Below are 17,508 nucleotides of genomic sequence, written 5' to 3'. Positions count from 1 at the left end.
TATGAGGTTGTATACTAAAATATATCTCTTAATGGAGGTAATATCAATAACTTACGTCCCGTTATTGAGCGAAATTCCAGCGAGACTCTATGGCGGTTGTTGAAACTCTAGTAACAAAAATCCAACGTTAGTTAGGCTAACAAACTATTCATTCAGGATCCTTGATGTTTATGTCAGACTAATACCACCTGTTAAAAATAATATAGACCACTGAAACAGCCACCATCCAGATGGAGCTCAGGATTGCGGCGTAATCCGGAACATAGCGTACAAACAGATATATACCCGCAACAATTATTGCCGCGGGAATGAGATAAAAGAACGACTTAAAGAACCAAACAAGAATCCGTTTCATATGAACTCTCCATCATTGGATGTATCACTTAGCGTAGTTATAAACCTTTAAAGTATCAAGGAATTGCAGCCATTGCTTAAGAACGCTACCGGTCGTGAGCAAACAATTTATATTCACCCCAGCAATATTTTCCTTCCTCATCCGTCTACCTCATCACAAGCCATAATCAGTTACTGTAAACGAGGTAAACACCATGAGAGATTTTGATATGCACGGCAGAGGTCACGGGCGTGGATTCGGTCGCCACCGTATGGGCAAGGGTTTAATCATCGGCGCGGTAATTTTCATCGTGCTCGGCCTGCTGGTGATGTCCCTGTGGAACGCCTTGCTCCCGGCGATCCTAGGCGTGAAGGCCATCGGGTTTTGGCAGGCGCTGGGCATTCTGGTGCTGAGCCGCATTCTGTTTGGCGGGTTAGGTTTCCGTCCCGGGATGTTTGGCGCGCACCGCCGGATGCACGAGCGCTGGATGAACATGACGCGCGAGCAGCGCGAGGCGTTTATTCAGCAGCGTCGCGAAGGCTTTGGCCGCCACGGCCGCGGTCACTGCGGCTGGCACGGCCATCGTGACGATAAGCGCGATGACGCCGCGCCAAAAGCGCCGGAAACAGAGTGAGCGAAATGAAAGCCGGGGAGGCGGGCGGATCCATGCTGATGTCGGCGCTCAGTGCCTGCCGCGCCCGGCTGAAAGCTTTTATTCGCGGACGGACGTCCGTTCGCGATGATGCCGACGACATTTTGCAGGAAGTCACCTATCAGCTGATGAAAGTGGAGCAGCCGGTCGAAAACGTCGCGGCCTGGCTGTTCCGCGCGGCGCGTAACGAGATGACCGACCGGGCGCGTAAAAAGCGCGAGGTGTCGCTCTCCGGCTATTTTACGGGGGATGACGACGAGGGTTTCCCCGAAGACGAGCTGGCTGAAACCCTGTTCGGCGTACCGCAAACGCCAGAGGAGGAGTATCTCAAAACGCTGCTGTGGGAAGAGCTGGGGCAGGCGCTGTCTGAACTGCCGCCGCCGCAGCGCGAGGTGTTTGAAAAGACCGAGCTGCACGGCTACAGCATTAAAATGCTGGCAGAGGAGACGGGGGCCACAGAGCAGGCGCTGTTATCCCGCAAGCACAAGGCGGTGCTGTTTCTGCGTACGCGTCTGCGGGATATCTACGACGCGCTGACGGGTGAATAGCGGCGACAGACAAAACCTTACACTCCGGGCACTTGTAGATTCATCACTATCGTTTATGATCGGGGCGTCCTGTTACTCTGGAATATTATGCGCAACCGTCAGCTCCTCGGAAAATGGCTTTTGATTATCACCTGTCTCGCGATGGCGCTTTGCCTCGTGCAGCGTGCGGTGATGCTCAACCATTTTTTACAGGGACTGGATCCGCAGATTTCACTGAGTGCAGATGCCCCAACGCAAAGCAGCACCGAGCAGTCCGGGCCATCGCCCTGCCAGTTAGGTGCCCAGTCGCTTCTTTGTGCCCAGCCGCTGTTCTTCGACGGGGCGCTGCCGGCCATCATTATCTTCTTCGCGCTGCTGCAGCTGCTGACGCAAGGGCGGGCATTCGCTCCCGCGGAACAGCCCGTTCAGGCACCGCCTCCCCGAATACACCTTAAAAACTGCGTTTTCCGTGAATGAAAATCATCGTCACCACACGATAATTTTTCACTGTTCACGGAGTAATACATGGTTAACCTCTTCAGGGGATTCGTCTTCCTGTGGCTGTCCTGCATCGGCATTGCCCATGCGGCAGACACCGGCTGGCTGGTCTCCCCACAAAACGATCACGCCCGCATCCGCTTTCAGGCGGAGAGGGAACAAACGCACGTAAAAGGCCTGCTCACCGTTGAGCTAAAGCCCGGCTGGAAAACCTACTGGCGATCGCCGGGAGAGGGCGGCGTCGCGCCAAAAATCAGCTGGCCGGAAGGCGTAACGGACAGCTGGTCCTGGCCGGTTCCATCGCGCTTCGATATCTCCGGCATGACGACGCAGGGGTATCACGATAAGGTCACGATTCCGATCGTTCTCGACGGGGTGAAGAGCGATGCGCTCAATGGAACGCTCACACTCTCGACGTGCAGTAACGTCTGCCTGCTGACGGACTACCCGCTGCATCTCGATTTTACCCAGCCGGTGGATGAGGGATTCCAGGCCGCCTTCGAGCAAGCGATGCGCATCGTTCCGGGCACGTCTGGCGTATCCGCAGATCTTTCCGCCTGGCTCTCTGGCGACAAGCTGGTGATTACCGGCACCACGGATGGGAAGTGGGACAATCCGGGGATCTATTTTGACCCGCTGGAGGGAGACATTCTTCCCGGCGAGCCGGTTATTAAGCACGACGGCAATACGCTTCGGGTGACGGTACCCGTGACCGACGAATGGGGCGATAAACCCGCCTCGCTGGAAGGCAAGAGGCTGTCGTTTGTGCTGACCAATGGCGGTAACGCGCAGCAGACCACCATGAACGTTGGGGCAACCCCCGCAGAGCCTTCCACTCCAGGCGGAACGGGTAAAATGGTGCTTTTTGCCCTGCTGGGCGGGCTGATCCTGAACCTGATGCCCTGCGTGCTGCCGGTCATGGGCATGAAGCTTAACAGCATCCTGCAGGCAGGGTCGGACAGGCGCGCCATCAGGCTGCGCTTCCTGGCCACCAGCGCCGGGATCCTCACCTCCTTTATGCTGCTGGCTGCGATGGTGACCGCGCTGAAGCTGGCCGGGGCATCGCTGGGGTGGGGCATTCAGTTCCAGAACCCGTGGTTTATCGGCCTGATGGTCGCCGTCACCTTCCTGTTTGCGCTGAACCTGTTTGGGGCGTTTGAAATGCTGCTGCCTTCCTCTGCGGCAGGACGGCTGGCGACGGCAGGGGGAGCGGGGATCGGCGGCAGCTTCTGCGAAGGGATGTTCGCCACGCTGCTGGCGACGCCGTGCTCCGCACCGTTTCTCGGTACGGCGGTTGCCTTTGCCCTTGGCGCGCCGCTGCACTCCCTGTGGCTCATCTTCCTGATGCTCGGCGTGGGCATGAGCCTGCCGTGGCTGTTTGTCGCCCTGGTGCCGAAAACGGCCATGCTGCTGCCAAAACCCGGCCGCTGGATGAACACGCTCAAAGCGATCCTGGGCCTGATGATGCTGGCTTCCAGCCTCTGGCTGGTCACGCTGCTGAGCCTGCATCTGGGCGAGGCGGTCAGCCAGATCGTGATGCTGGTGCTGATCGCTATCGCGCTGGCGCCGTTCGCGAAGAAGGGGCAAACCTCTTCGCCGTTGTTCTGGGTCGTGGTTATCGCGCTGTCGGTGTTCGGCGGGTATCAGCTGCGCGGGTTGCTTAACTCACCGTCTGACGCCATGGCGCGGAATGACGCTCAGACTATCCCGTGGCAGCCGCTCAGCGAGGAGGCCATCCAGCTGGCACTGGCGCAGGGGAAACGGGTGTTTGTGGATATCTCCGCGGACTGGTGCGTGACCTGCAAAGTTAACGAGCATCGGGTACTGACCCAGCCGGACGTTATTGCCGCGCTGAGCCAGCCGGACGTGGTGGCCCTGCGCGGAGACTGGAGCCAGCCCTCCGCGCTAATCGCGGATTTTCTGGCGAAGCGAAACCGCTACGCCATTCCCTTTAATGAGGTGTATGGCCCCGGCACGCCTGAGGGGGAGATCCTCTCCCCGCTGCTGGATAAGCGCACCCTGGTCACCACCCTGAACAACGCAAAAGGCTAACTGTGTCATGAAAAAATTCCTTATAACGCTTCTGCTCCTGCTGGCCCCGCTTCAGGTGTTCGCTGCCCAGCCGCTGACGCCGGACCAGGAACAGCGCGCGCAGAAAATGATCGCTGATTTCCTGTTTAACGATCCGAACTCACCGCGTATCGGCGCGAAAAATCCAAAGCTCACCCTGGTGGTGTTTACCGACTACAACTGCCCGTACTGTAAGAAATTCGATCCGTACCTGGAGAAGATCGTCGAAAAACACCCGGATGTTGCGGTGGTCTTTAAGTTTTTACCTTTCCGCTCGGAAAGTTCATTGACCGCCGCACGTGACGCGTTAACCGTCTGGCGCGCACATCCCGAGCAGTTTATGAAATTTAACCATACCCTGATGGCAAAAAAGGGATACCACGATGACGCCAGCATTCAGGAGGCGCAAAAACGGGCCGGGGTGAGCGTCACCGCGCCGGATGATGAGAGTATGGTGTCGATCAAACGCAGCCTGATCGTCGCAGAAAAAATGGGAATTCAGGGCACGCCCGCCACGCTTATCGGCGAAGGGCTGCTGCCCGGCTGGGTTCCGTTTGAACAGTTCGACGAAATGGTCAGTGACGCTCTGAAAAACCGCTAACCTGAACGGGGCGGAATGCCCCCGACAAACCGGAGAGGGAAATGAAAAGATTATTGTTACTTTCGGCGCTGGCGACCTCAGGGTTGGCCCAGGCCGCTGATGCCATACCGGATGTGGTGAAGCAGTTCAGCGAACAGCAGCAGATTAAAATCATTAAGAAACTTGATGCTCCCGGCGGCGCACCGGCCTGGCTGGGGCAATATCAGGACATGGGCGTGACGATCTTTTTAACGCCGGACGGCAAGCACGTCATTTCGGGCTATCTATACGATGACAAAGGAAAAAACCTCAGCGAGGGCTATTTCCAGAAAGAGATCTACGCTCCGATGGGGCGCGAGATGTGGAAGAACCTGAACGCGGCGCATCCCCTGAAGGAAGGGGCGGAAAACGCCCCGCGTAAGGTCTTCGTCTTCGCCGATCCATTCTGCCCGTACTGCAAGCAGTTCTGGGCCGAAGCGCAGCCGTGGGTGAAGGCGGGCAAGGTTCAGCTCAACACGCTGCTGGTGGCGTTTCTCAACCCTAACAGCGGGCGCAATGCCTCTGCGATCCTGAATGCGAAAGATCCGGTCTCCGCCTGGCGCGAATACGAGCTTTCCGGTGGGAAAAAATTGCCCAGGTCAGAAGGGGACGCTTCCCGTGAAACGGTAGAGATCCTGCAGAAGCACCAGACGCTGATGGACAGCCTGGGCGCTAACGCCACGCCGGCCATTTACTATCTGAATGCAGACAATGAGCTACAGCAGGTGGTCGGAATGCCGGACGCGCAGCAGCTTGAGGCGATGTTCGGGCCGAAGCCGTAAAAAAATCAGGCAGAAACGCCCCGTTTCTGCCTGATGGTTACTTAGCTTCCCCAGCGCCCTTTCAGGTAGTTCACCGCCTGCTGCGTCTGCGGCTGGTTCAGGTAATCTTCCCGGAACAGGATGGTGCCGTTGACGTTGGGCAGCGAATCGTTGAGATCGAGCTGCTTTTTCAGCTCCGGCACGCCGCCCTGAACCGTCCAGTCCGGCTCATTTTTCGAGGGCTCGCCCACCTTGTAGAACGCAATGCCGATATACAGGCGCGTGTGGGTCGGCTTCACCACGTCGGCCCACCATTTGGTCAGGACGTCGTAGCGCGCGGCGTCCCGGGAGAAGGGCCAGTAAATCTGCGGCGCGATGTAGTCGAGCAAGCCCTGTTGAACCCACTGCCGCGTATCTGCGTAGGATTCATCATAAGCCGCGGCGCCGCGGGTGTCCGAGCCTGCCGGGTCAAAGGAGCGGTTACGCCACACACCCGCCGGGCTGACGCCAAACTCAACGTCGGGCTTCGTCTGTTTAATCGCGCGGGACACCTGCACGATCAGCTGCTGCGTGTTGTGTCTTCGCCAGTCGGCCTTTGAGGCAAATCCCTGGCCGTACTGTCGCCAGGTCTGCGCGTCGTTGAGCGCGGATCCCGGCGATTCGGCATAGAAATAATCATCAAACTGCACGCCGTCTACCGGGTAGTTCGCCACCACTTCGGTCACCACTTTGGTTATCCAGTCGCGCACTTCGGGAATGCCTGGGTCGAGAACAAAACGATCGCCGGAGACGCGCACCCATTCCGGGTGCTGCACATAGACGCTGGACGGAGAGAGAGATGAGGTTCGGTTCAGCGCGGCGATGGTTGACGGCTTCGTGTTGGTCGACACGCGGTATGGGTTAAACCAGGCATGGACCTTCATGCCGCGCTTGTGCGCTTCATCCAGCATAAACTGCAGCGGGTCGTATCCCGGGTACTCGCCGATGTTGCCCGTCAGCATATCCGACCACGGTAAAATTTTTGATGACCAGAGCGCGGTGCTGTCCGGCTTCACCTGGAAAAATACCGTGTTAATCCCGAGGTGCTTAAGATTGTCGAGCTTGCTGGTGAGCGCCTGCTTTTGCATGGCGATGCGCTGGTCGTCGCTGCGGCCATTCACCGAGGCCACCGGTGGCCAGTCGAGACGCGAGACGGTCGCCAGCCAGATCCCGCGCATCGGCGCGTTGGCCTGCGGTGTCGGTTTGCGCGCGGTGGGAAGAGGGGTAACCAGTGATTTGGGTGGTTTTGAGGAGCAGCTTACAAGTAAAAGTGCGCAGGCAGCCAGCGCACCGATCCGTTTTACGTGTCGCGTCATTTGCGTATTAGCTCTTGATAATCCGACTGTTAGCCCAGGGATTAAAGGCGGGCACCGCCTGTTCTGCACTTTCCTCGTCGTTGAGGGAGTCCAGATACAGGGCTTCAACTTCCGCCCGCGCCCATGGGGTGCGGCGCAGAAATTTCAGGCTCGATTTAACGCTGGGATCCTTTCTGAAACAGTTAATTTTGATGCGGTCACCCAACTCGCTCCAGCCATATTTCGCCACCAGGGCGTTGACCATCATCTCCAGCGTTACGCCATGTAAAGGATCTTTGGAAATGTGTGCAGTCATAGGTGTCGAAGGTCTCAGTTTTAGTGGGGGTGGGTTTACCGGTGAAAGGGTACAAGAAAGCAGGGGAAGCGGCAATTTTAGCGTGAGATTCTTCACCCCTGAGGGGTGAAGAAAAGAGAAATGTCCGTTTACTTTTTGTCTTTAAACAGCTCCGGCGCCCACGGACGCGGATCCACCTCCATAAACGGTGCGCGCTCGAAGCGGTCCTTCAGCGCCCACGGCACCGTGCAGTCGAAGATGGTCTTGCAGGAGATGCCGTTTCCGCGAATCGAGGTGCTGTACTCCGGCGACTGGGATGGATCCAGCTGGTGGCCGCGGATCCCCGGAATGTTGGTGATGCTGACATCGCCCTGCATGCGGGTGGTCATCGCCCACAGGATGTCGTCGCTGTCGAAAATATCCACGTCTTCGTCGACAAGGATAATATTCTTCAATTCCGAATAGGTGGCTAAGGCGATAAGCGCCGCCTGGCCCTGACGTCCTTCGTCCGACGGCTGGCGTTTTTTTACCTGCAGTATGCCGAGGAACTTGCCGCCGCCTGCGGTGTGCGCATAGACGTTTTGCAGGAAGCCTGGAATCGCCTCCTCAACGGCATTGCGGATGCTGGCCTCCGTCGGCAAACCGGCCAGCGTGGTATGTTCCTCCCCCGGGCCCACCAGCGTTTGCAGGATCGCGTGGTTTCGCATGGTCACCGCTTTCACTTTGATCACGGGCAGGGAGGGGTTCGCCTCGCCGCAGTAGCCCGGGAACTCCGGCATCGCGTGGCCGGTGTTGGTGTGCTGATCTTCTCTAACGCGCACGCCCGGGAGCAGTTCACCCTCGATGATAATCTCCGCCCGCGCTATCGCTTTCTCTTTTACCGCCACGCCCTGTACCAACTCGACCGGCTGCTGGCGCAGCGCCCCGGCGACGCCCAGCTCGTTGTAGCCAAACGGGGTGGTAGGGGCCTCAAAGCACGCGCCGATATAGATGGCCGGGTCGAGCCCCATGTTGATGGTCACCGGCAGCGGTTTTCCAGCCTCTTCCGCCTTTTTGCGGAAGACTTCGATATGGCGGCCGGCGGCAAGGAACATAGAAAGCTCGTCGCGTTCCTGGACGCAGAGGCGGTGAATGGTGACATCCGTCAGCGAGCTATCTTCAGGATCGCTTGCCAGCACCAGCCCCAGGCAGAAGAACGGGCCTGCATCAATCGGCGTATTGGTCGGTGCCGGAAGGAGCTTACGCAGATCGAAGTCAGGATCGTCAGCGTAGAAAACCTGCTCCTGACACGGCGCCTGCGAGGCGGGGACGACAACGGGGGCGATCGGCTTTTTCACCGCCTGGCCGACGCGTTTTGCCAGCTCAGAGGGCTCGCAGCCCAAGAGCAGCGCCGCGCGCTCGCGGCTGGCGTGCATGCCCACCAGAATGCGGGAGCCCGGATAGCCCTTCACGCTGTTGAACATCATGGCCGGGCCAATGCGCGTCGGACGTTTTACCGTACCGCCCGCGCCGATATGACGGTACACACCCGCCAGCTCCGCGTTGGGATCGACCGGATAATCGGTTTCAAGATAGTGCCCTTCGTGGCGCTGAAGCAGGGCGATGGCGCTGCGGAGATCGTTGATCGGGTTTTCCATATTTTCCTCCCTCGTTTGAATACCTCCATTTTTATGGCAATGACCAATAGCATCAATTGCATCATTACTGTTAAATTGATAAGTGAATTCATATCAAAATAAGGAGGCGTTCCGTGCAGTTTCGTCAGATGCGCCATTTCATCGTCGTTGCCGAAGAGCTCCACATGCATCGGGCCGCCGAGCGTCTGAACATGGCGCAGCCGGCGTTAAGCCAGCAGATAAAGGCGCTGGAAGAACGTTTAGGCGTTACGCTCTTTAGCCGGGCGAACCGCCGTTTAACCCTGACGCCTGCGGGCGAAGCGTTTCTGGTGAAAGCCAGGCTCGCCATCTCCCTGACCGAACAGGCGGTGCTGGACGCCAGACAAACGGCACGAGGTGAGCAGGGGGTGTTAAACCTGGGGTGCGTATCGAGCGCGATGTTTGACGGCAGGTTGCCCACTGCGCTGCGCCAGATGCACACGCGCTGGCCGGCCATTACTATGTCGCTGGTGACGGGAAACGTGCAGACGCTCTACGCTGCTGTGCAGAGTAACCAGCTGGATGTTGCCATTATCCGGGCACCGCTGCCGTCGCTGCCTGACGATCTGCAAAGCCGCCCGTTCGCGTCAGAGAAAACGGTCCTGGCGCTTTATCGTCAGCATCCGCTGGCGGGATCGTCCGCGCTGACGCTTTCGTCGGTGAAAGATGAAAAATGGATCTCCCTGCGCGACCCGGAGGGAATGGGGCTGGAACAGTATTTTTTTGACGCCTGTAGCGGCGCGGGCTTTCAGCCGGACGTGGTACAAAACGCGACTGACGTGCCCACGGTGATAAGCCTTGTCTCGGCCGGATTTGGCCTGGCGCTGTTGCCGGCGTCGGCAAAGGCGGTGAGCGTCGAGAATGTGGTTTACGTGGACATCCTGGACCGGCTCCGGGAAAGCGAGCTGACGCTGGTTTGCCACCGGATTATTCGCTCAGAAGTGCTTAAAAAGTTTCTGGTTACCCTCGATCACACCTGACGCCCGGCCGCCTCCAGCAGCTGCTCACGCAGCCAGACGCTCGCCGGATCCCGGCTGTTTTTCGGGTGCCAGTACATGTAAATGGTAATCGGCTGGAGCGGCAGCGGCGGGGGAAAAATATCCAGCGTGCTGGCGAACTGTCGCAGCATCCGTTCCGGTAAGGTGCAAACGAGATCGGTACCGGCGACAAGCGCAGGCGCCATGGCGTAGCTCTGGGTGGACATCGCGACGTGCCGCTGATGGCCCAGCCCGGCCAGGGTTTGATCGACAAAGCCGGTAAACGGATCCCCGGCTGACGACACTACCAGATGGGAAAGCGCGCAGTAGATTTCCAGGTCTAACGTACCGGTCCCGCGCGGATGGCCTTTGCGCTGGGCGGTGGCAAACGCGTCGTCGAGCAATTTGCGCCTTACCCAGCCGTCATGGGCACCCGCGCTCACGCCGATATAGATATCGACATCACCGTTTTCCAGCTGCTGCGGCAGGGCAGCCATCTCCGGCAGGGCGAAGCGCAGGCGGATGCCGGGAGCATCGGCCATCACCTGATTAAGCAGCCCGGTGCCCAGCATCAGCGCCGGGTTTTCATGCAGCGCGATGACAAAGGTCCGGGTGCTGGTCTTCCCATCAAACGCGGCGGGGGCAAACATCGCGCTAATGCCGCGCAAAACGCTCTCTACCTGCGGCTTCAGCGCTTCCGCTCTCGGCGTGGGTAACACCCCGCGTCCATGTGGAGAAGGAATAAATAGCGGTTCGCCAAAGAGCGCGCGCAGACGCGCCAGGCGAGCGGACAGCGCGGGCTGGCTGATGCCCAGCCGCGCGGCCGCGTGGGTGATGTTCCTGTCCTGAAGCAGAGCGTCCAGCGTCAGGAGCAGGTCTATGTCCATCTCAGAAACGGGCGCCATCTTATTTCGCGCTGCTGGCGTCCCGGTTGGTATAGGTGACAGGTACCCAGGCATAGCCGCCTTTCTCTCCTTTCGTCACATACCCGATGCCCGGGAAAGGCAGATGGGGTGCGGCAACCAGGTCTCTGTTTTTCACAAACTCTGCGAACGCATGCTCGCGCACGCGTGCTGCGCCGTCCTGATCCTGATCGTAGGCGATAGTAACCTCAGGCTGCGGGAACTGGACCGCCGCAACGTGAATAACGTCACCGATGAAGGTGATCTTCTCGCCTTTACTTTCAAGCGTGTAGAAGGCCGAACCCGGCGTGTGTCCGGGGTGAACCGTGCCGGTAAGCCCCGGAAGAATCTCAGAGGTTCCGCTAAACGGCACCACTTTGCCGGCGTCAAGATAGGGCTTTAAGGTTTTCTGCGCGACGTCAAAGTAGTTCTGGTCGTAGCCGGTTTTTTTCTGATTGTCTTCGTTAAAGAAAAAGTCGACGTCCGGTTTGCCGACGTAAACGCGCGCGTTGCTGAACACCACCTTGCCGTCTTTCACCAGGCCGCCCGCATGGTCGGAATGGGCGTGGGTCAGCAGGACTTCAGTGATGTCCCCGGGTTTGATTCCCCTGGTGGCGAGGCTCTCAATCAGACGTCCGCCGTTACCGGGGCCAAAGAGCTGGCCGGAGCCGGTATCGACCAGGATTTTGTGTCCGGGCATCGCAATCAGAAAGGCATTGATGGACACTTCCGCCGGGTTGGTCTGGAAATTTTTCGCGAGCAGTGCGTCAGTTTTTTGCTCTGTGGTCCGGCGCAGCAGCTTGTGCAGATCCTGCGCGACGGTCCCGTCGGTAAACGAGGTCACCACAACGTCGCCGACCTGCACGCTGTAACCGCCTGCCGATTGTTTAACGACGTGCTGCGGCGTCTCCGCCGAGGCCTGCAGCGCAGGGTAAAAAAGCATTGAACTTGAAATCAGCGTGGAAAGAGCAAGTTTTTTCACGGTAAGCATACGAGTCTCCTTTGAAAGTGCTCATCTTACTGCTCCGTAAAAGTATAAGAACCTGCCCGGAAATGATAGGACCTATAAACGAGATAAATAGCTCAGCGCAAAAGCCGGGTGACAGTGAAGCCTTTCCCGGCTCGTAAAACGTTATTTTTTCAGCGACGCGTTCCAGCCGTCCGGCGTGGCTTTCGACCAGGAGCCATAAGCGGCATTAGGCAGCACAATCCAGTCGTTACCGAAGTGTTCCGCGCTGGCCTCAACCAACTCGCGCTGCTGCTCGCTCGGCTTTTTGTTTTTAAACTGCACGGCGAAATCCGGCAGGCTGTCGCCAAACAGCATCACGATCTGCTGCTTTTTGAGGATGCTCTGGCGACGCTCTTCCTTGCTGACCGTATCCAGAAGCACGCTTTCATCGGACACCTGCGGAAGTCCCAGGGCTGTTAACGTTCTGAGCGTATCGGCTTTATTTTCCTGCATGCGGTCCGAGACGTAATAGATACGGACCTTGCTTTGATTAACGTGGTCAAGAAATGCCTTCGCTCCCGGAATTAAGCCGGGTTTTCCCTGCTTCTCCCAGTCGCTCCAGGTATCCCATTTTGTATAGTCGTGACACTGCTCCATGTCGCGCACCAGCAGGGGGGTGTTATCCAGTACCGTTTCATCCAGGTCCATCACTACGGCGTAATTTTCAGGCGTTTTCAGATCCTTTAACTTCTCGTTAAAACGCTCGGTGGCAAACCGATACGTCTGCAGCTGAAGGGCCATAATCTCTGCCGATTTCTGCTGATAGCGCAGCGCCATTTCGTACGCTTTGGGTTCACACAACTCGCGCCCGGCGGCCGTCGCCGCTGCACTCATAACAGGTAACACCAGCAGTAATGCCTTAGCCATTGAATTCACACTTCTTTCCTCAACACCGTGGTTAAAATCCCGAAAGCGTAATGAAGTTCAATGACAGAAATATGAAGGCTGCATCGCTACACCAGCATGTAATACCAGAACAGGGCGACTTCGTCTTTTTCCGGCAAGGCGTTGTAGAGATAACGATCGTATCCGCCCAGGGTAAACCCGTAGTGACGGTAAAACAGACAGGCAGAGACGTTCACATTTTGTGTTTCAAGCCGTAATCCCGGCGCGTTTACGCTCCGGGCCCAGACGTGCGCGGCGGCCATCAGCTTTTGCGCGGCGCCGGTTCGGCGTTTCGTGCGCTCCACGGCGATGTAATCCACTGAGATAAATTTATTCCAGCCGATCGAAGCGGTAATAAATCCGGCTATTTCACCGTCATCCGTTTCAGCAACAAGAAAGATGGCATCCGGATTAACGCAGTGGTTTTCAAGGGTTTGGATGTCGAGCTCGTAGGTTTTTATCCAGGGCTCGGCAACGGCTTCGATATGCAAATCACCGTGGATAAAAGGCTCTCTGGCGATGCGGCTAATGGTGAAAGAAAAGTCACAGCATTCAAGGCGTGGGAGATCGGTATTTAATCCTTTTCGAATCTGCATAGTATTCCCGGTAGTGAGTTATTTCATAAAGAATAGACGAAGCGGTTAAATCCGCTGAGCTAACGGACTTTTAATCCTGAACTAAGCTTGTACTTCGTTCCGCGTAAAATGTGGGTCATTCGAGGACAATGAATGGAATTCAGGACATTTCAAAAGCAGTGGGGTGCTGAGTTTATTTCCGATGACGTTGTACGTTTTCGCGTCTGGGCAGAAGGACAGAAAGAACTTACGCTACGTCTGGCCGCCATCGACGTGCCGATGACGGCGGTGGGGCACGGCTGGTTCCAGGCAGACGTTCATGGCGTCACGCACGGTGCAGAGTATCAGTTTGTACTGCAGGACGGCATGGCGGTACCCGACCCGGCGTCGCGCGCGCAAAAGGGCGACGTTAGCGGCCCCTCCGTCGTTATCGATCCCCGACGCTATCAGCCGGTTAACCGGGACTGGGCAGGGCGGCCCTGGGAAGAGACGGTTATCTACGAGCTGCACATCGGCACCTTTACCCCGGAGGGCACCTTCTGGGCGGCCATCGACAAGCTGCCTTATCTGGCAGAGCTGGGTATCACCCAGCTTGAAGTTATGCCCGTCTCCCAGTTTGGCGGATCCCGCGGCTGGGGCTACGACGGCGTGCTGCTGTATGCCCCGCACGCTGCCTACGGCACGCCGGAGGATTTCCACGCGTTTATCGATGCCGCGCACGGGCTGGGGCTTTCCGTGGTGCTGGATATCGTGCTCAACCACTTCGGCCCTGAGGGGAACTATCTGCCACTGCTGTCGCCCGCGTTTTTCGATACGGAGCGTATGACGCCGTGGGGCAACGGCATCGCTTACGAGCGCGAGCCGGTGAGGCAGTACATTACCGATGCGCCGCTCTACTGGCTGACGGAATACCGTATGGACGGCCTGCGCTTTGATGCCATCGACCAGATTAAAGACAGCGCGGAGACGCACATTCTTGAGGAGATTGCCGCGAAGATCCGCGAGGCGCTCCCGCACCGTTACGTTCACCTGACCACGGAAGACAGCCGCAACGTGATTTTCCTGCATCCGCGCGATGAACAGGGCAACACGCCGCTGTTCACCGCCGAGTGGAATGATGACTTCCACAACGCTGCCCACGTGTTTGCTACCGGCGAAACGCACGCCTACTACCAGGATTTTGCCTTTGAGCCGGAGAAAAAGTTCGCTCGTGCGCTGGCGGAAGGGTTTGTCTACCAGGGTGAGATTTCGCTGCAAACCGGTGAATCTCGCGGGGTGGAGTGCAGCACGCAGCCGCCGCAGTTCTTCGTCGATTTTATTCAGAACCACGATCAGACCGGGAATCGCGCCCAGGGCGAGCGGCTTATCACCCTCGCGGGGGCCGATAAGACGCGGGTGCTGCTTGCCGCGCTGCTGCTTTCTCCCCATATCCCGCTGCTGTTTATGGGCGAAGAGTTCGGTGAAACGCACCCGTTCCTGTTCTTCACCGATTTTCACGGCGAACTGGCAAAAGCGGTGCGTGAAGGGCGCGCGAAAGAGTTCACCGGCCACGCCGGGCACGATGAAACCGTCCCGGATCCGAACGACGTGAACACCTTCGTTCGATCAAAGCTCGACTGGCATAAGATTGCCACCGACGAAGGTAAAACGTGGCTGCGCTTCACGCGCCACCTGCTGACGCTGCGCCATCGCCATATCGTTCCGCTTCTGCGTCATGGCGGCACCGTTCAGGGCAAGGTAATCAAGACCGTGCCCGGCATGGTGGTGGTGAGCTGGCACTTCCCGTCCGGGACGCTCTATCTGGCGCTTAATATCGGCAGTAAGCCTGTCGCTCTGCCTGTGCTTTCAGGGGAGACGCGCTTTGCCTGGCCGGAGGTAACGGACGTTTTGCCGCCGAACAGTATTGTCGTTCGCTTTGCTGATGGAGACGCATCGTTATGATCCCTTCCGCCACGTACCGTATCCAGTTCCGCAACGGCATGACGTTTGACCGCGCTGTCGAACTGGTGCCGTATCTGAAAGACCTCGGCATCAGCCACCTCTACGCCTCGCCCGTATTTACCGCCACAACGGGTTCCACTCACGGCTATGACGTGACCAACCCGAATGAAATTGACCCCGCGATCGGTGGTCGGGAAGGCTTTGACCGCATGGCCGCGGCGCTCAGGCAGGCCGGCATGGGGCTGATTCTTGATATTGTCCCAAACCATATGTCCACCTCGCTGGAGAACGCCTGGTGGCGGGACGTGATTGAATACGGCCAGCAGAGCCGCTATTTCCGCTATTTCGATATCGACGCGTCGCGACCACTGACGCTGCCGTTTCTCGGCGACACCTTTGAGGCGGAGCTGGAGAAGGGGGCTATCACGCTAAAACGTGACACTGTCACTAACAAAGCTTCTCTGGTCTATTACGACACCGCGTACCCGCTCAACCCGGGCACCTACAGCGAGGAGAAAAGCATTGCCGAACTGCACGACGCGCAAAGCTGGCGGCTGATGTCCTGGCGGGAAGCGCCGAAGCAGCTCTCGTGGCGGCGCTTCTTCGAGATCACCGGTCTGGTGGGCGTTCGGGTTGAAGACGAGGCGGTCTTCGACGATACGCACCGGCTGATCCTTGAGCTGGTTCACGCGGGCGTCGTAGACGGCCTGCGCATTGACCATATTGACGGCCTGGCCGATCCGCTGGGTTATCTGCAGCGCCTGCGGCAGAAAACCGGACCCGACTGTTACATTACGGTCGAGAAAATTCTCGCGAAGGGAGAGCAGCTGCCCACCGACTGGCCGGTTTCCGGTACCACCGGGTACGAGTTTATCGCCTCGCTGGCGGAGGTGCTGGTCGATGACGATAACCTGTCGCGTCTGGAGACCATCCACGACGAGACGCTGGGAATGACGGTCGATCGCCATGCGGAACTGCGCGATGCCAAGGGCCTGATGACCGATCGTAATTTTGAGGGCGAGTTCACCACGCTGCTAAACCTTGCTGACGATCTGGCCCGCCGTAATGAGGTTGCGCTGCCGCGCGAGGAAATCCGTCACGCGCTGCGCGAGCTGCTTATTGCGTTTCCGGTGTACCGCACCTATGGCACCCGGGAGGGGTTAACCCCGCCGGACGTGGCGCTGCTTAGCCGCGTGGTCGCCGGCGTAAATACGTCCGAGGCGGCCCTGAGTCTGATTGTGTGCATTCTTACCGGCGACCTGCCGGAAGATTGCCGCGAGTCCGCCGCGCTTTTCAGAACACGCTTCCAGCAGCTGACCGGGCCGCTGATGGCGAAGTCGGTGGAAGACACGCTGTTTTTCCGCCTTAACCTTGAGCTTGCGCTCAATGAAGTGGGCGCTGACCCGACGCCGCGCGCGTTTTCACTATCCCGCTTTCACCAGGAGATGCGCATTCGTCTGGCCCGTCAGCCGGACGCGCTGCTGGGCACCTCCACGCACGATACCAAGCGCGGAGAAGACGCCCGGGCGCGTCTCTACACCCTGACGGAGGCGCCGGAACGCTGGGGAGAAAATCTCGCCCGCTGGCGGCAGATTAACCAGACCCGGGTGCGTTTTCTTAATGACGGCACCGCGCCGAACGCCGCAGATACCTGGATGATCTACCAGGCGCTGGCGGGCGTCTGGCCTGCCACGCTGTCACCGGACGACGCTGAAGGGCTTGCATCACTGGAGACGCGCTTCCTCGGCTTCCTTGAGAAAGCGCTTCGCGAGGCGAAGCAGCGCACCGACTGGATCGACAGCAACGAGAGCTACGAGAGTGTGGTGTTGAGCTACGCGCGGCACCTGTTGTCCCCGGATAACAGCCTGTTCCTGCACGATTTCAGCGAGGCGATGCAGCCCTTTATCCGCGCCGGGCTGATGAACAGCCTCAGCCAGACGCTGATCAAGCTGACAGCTCCCGGCGTGCCGGATATCTATCAGGGCAGCGAGGCGCTCAACTTTAGCCTCGTCGACCCGGATAACCGACGGGAGCCGGACTTCCCGGCCCTGGTGCAAAACCTCAGCGCGGCGGATGCCACGGTGTTTGACAACCCGGCCTGCTGGCGTGACGGGCGCGTTAAACAGTTCGTTACCGCCACGCTGTTACGACTTCGACCGCATTACGACGCGCTTTTCCGCTACGGCGACTGGCTGCCGCTCAAGGTTTCCGGCGAGCGGGAGGAAAACCTGATTGTCTATGCACGGGTTAAGGACGACGAGGCGCTGATCGTTGCCGTGCCGCGTCTGGTTTTTGGCGTCAACGATAATCATCAGCTGTGGGTCAATACCACGGTAGCGATACCCGACGAACTGGCCGGGAAGCGCTATCGGGATCTGTTCAGCGGTGAAAGCCGCATTCTGCAAGAGACGCTGGATTTAACGTCAGAAAAGGGATGTGTACTGGTTCTGCTTACCTGCGAATAATCGTGGAGA

The 17,508-nt window shown here is 58.3% G+C and carries 16 protein-coding genes; 9 read left to right on the top strand and 7 right to left on the bottom strand.

The genetic code is table 11. The features are described from left to right. Window positions 1-548 precede the first annotated feature (548 nt). The 6 genes from AC4ICF_RS11945 (at window position 549) to dsbG (ending at window position 5,482) form a co-directional block, all read left to right on the top strand. Window positions 549-968, top strand: coding sequence for a hypothetical protein (locus AC4ICF_RS11945; RefSeq protein WP_316379175.1), 420 nt, complete (start codon window positions 549-551; stop codon window positions 966-968). Between the two features lie 5 nt (window positions 969-973). Further along, the gene (locus tag AC4ICF_RS11940; protein WP_316379309.1) at window positions 974-1,534 is read left to right on the top strand and encodes an RNA polymerase sigma factor; all 561 of its coding nucleotides are present in this window, start codon (window positions 974-976) and stop codon (window positions 1,532-1,534) included. 87 nt (window positions 1,535-1,621) lie between these two features. Further along, the gene (locus tag AC4ICF_RS11935; protein ID WP_059354588.1) at window positions 1,622-1,990 is read left to right on the top strand and encodes a hypothetical protein; all 369 of its coding nucleotides are present in this window, start codon (window positions 1,622-1,624) and stop codon (window positions 1,988-1,990) included. A gap of 48 nt (window positions 1,991-2,038) precedes the next feature. Then, complete coding sequence (locus tag AC4ICF_RS11930; protein WP_316379174.1) at window positions 2,039-4,063, top strand: protein-disulfide reductase DsbD family protein; 2,025 nt, start codon at window positions 2,039-2,041, stop codon at window positions 4,061-4,063. Between the two features lie 7 nt (window positions 4,064-4,070). After that, a complete protein-coding gene (locus tag AC4ICF_RS11925) occupies window positions 4,071-4,682 on the top strand; it encodes a DsbA family protein (RefSeq protein ID WP_192982242.1) in 612 nt (203 codons plus the stop codon). Window positions 4,683-4,723: 41 nt separating this feature from the next. After that, window positions 4,724-5,482, top strand: a complete 759-nt coding sequence (gene dsbG / locus AC4ICF_RS11920) for a thiol:disulfide interchange protein DsbG (RefSeq protein ID WP_316379173.1) — start codon at window positions 4,724-4,726, stop codon at window positions 5,480-5,482. A 41-nt stretch (window positions 5,483-5,523) separates the two neighbouring features. On the opposite strand, the gene AC4ICF_RS11915 is transcribed toward dsbG, so the two are convergent. From AC4ICF_RS11915 to AC4ICF_RS11905, 3 genes are all read right to left on the bottom strand, one after another. Beyond that, window positions 5,524-6,816, bottom strand: coding sequence for a glycoside hydrolase family 10-like protein (locus AC4ICF_RS11915; protein WP_316379172.1), 1,293 nt, complete (start codon window positions 6,814-6,816; stop codon window positions 5,524-5,526). Between the two features lie 7 nt (window positions 6,817-6,823). Then, window positions 6,824-7,111 carry a VF530 family protein gene (locus AC4ICF_RS11910; RefSeq protein ID WP_116339812.1) on the bottom strand — a complete coding sequence of 96 codons (288 nt, stop codon included), beginning with the start codon at window positions 7,109-7,111 and terminating at the stop codon, window positions 6,824-6,826. A 128-nt stretch (window positions 7,112-7,239) separates the two neighbouring features. Then, entirely contained in the window at window positions 7,240-8,727 is a 1,488-nt protein-coding gene (locus AC4ICF_RS11905) for a UbiD family decarboxylase (RefSeq protein ID WP_491466088.1), read from the bottom strand. 113 nt (window positions 8,728-8,840) lie between these two features. Here AC4ICF_RS11905 and AC4ICF_RS11900 point away from each other — a divergent pair, with 113 nt between their 5' ends. After that, a complete protein-coding gene (locus tag AC4ICF_RS11900; protein WP_316379171.1) occupies window positions 8,841-9,725 on the top strand; it encodes a LysR substrate-binding domain-containing protein in 885 nt (294 codons plus the stop codon). Here the strand turns inward: AC4ICF_RS11900 and AC4ICF_RS11895 are convergent. From AC4ICF_RS11895 to AC4ICF_RS11880, 4 genes are all read right to left on the bottom strand, one after another. After that, the gene (locus tag AC4ICF_RS11895; RefSeq protein ID WP_316379170.1) at window positions 9,716-10,627 is read right to left on the bottom strand and encodes a LysR family transcriptional regulator; all 912 of its coding nucleotides are present in this window, start codon (window positions 10,625-10,627) and stop codon (window positions 9,716-9,718) included. The genes AC4ICF_RS11900 and AC4ICF_RS11895 overlap by 10 nt on opposite strands. 1 nt (window position 10,628) lies before the next feature. Continuing rightward, a complete protein-coding gene (locus AC4ICF_RS11890; RefSeq protein ID WP_316379169.1) occupies window positions 10,629-11,615 on the bottom strand; it encodes an MBL fold metallo-hydrolase in 987 nt (328 codons plus the stop codon). 141 nt (window positions 11,616-11,756) lie between these two features. Next, window positions 11,757-12,509 carry a 5'-nucleotidase, lipoprotein e(P4) family gene (locus AC4ICF_RS11885; protein ID WP_316379168.1) on the bottom strand — a complete coding sequence of 251 codons (753 nt, stop codon included), beginning with the start codon at window positions 12,507-12,509 and terminating at the stop codon, window positions 11,757-11,759. Window positions 12,510-12,586: 77 nt separating this feature from the next. Beyond that, the gene (locus AC4ICF_RS11880) at window positions 12,587-13,114 is read right to left on the bottom strand and encodes a GNAT family N-acetyltransferase (RefSeq protein ID WP_080329141.1); all 528 of its coding nucleotides are present in this window, start codon (window positions 13,112-13,114) and stop codon (window positions 12,587-12,589) included. 132 nt (window positions 13,115-13,246) lie between these two features. On the opposite strand from AC4ICF_RS11880, the gene treZ reads away from it, so the two are divergent. Then, window positions 13,247-15,034, top strand: coding sequence for a malto-oligosyltrehalose trehalohydrolase (gene treZ, locus AC4ICF_RS11875; protein ID WP_316379167.1), 1,788 nt, complete (start codon window positions 13,247-13,249; stop codon window positions 15,032-15,034). Beyond that, window positions 15,031-17,499: a malto-oligosyltrehalose synthase gene (gene treY, locus AC4ICF_RS11870; RefSeq protein WP_316379166.1), complete on the top strand. Its 2,469-nt coding sequence runs from the start codon at window positions 15,031-15,033 to the stop codon at window positions 17,497-17,499. The genes treZ and treY overlap by 4 nt, the downstream gene beginning before the upstream one ends. The last annotated feature ends 9 nt before the right edge of the window (window positions 17,500-17,508 follow it).

It is taken from the genome of Enterobacter sp. ECC_219_Taxon_10 (assembly GCF_058354905.1).
The sequence above is the reverse complement of the archived record's forward strand: the minus strand, read 5'-3'. Positions and strand labels throughout refer to the sequence as shown.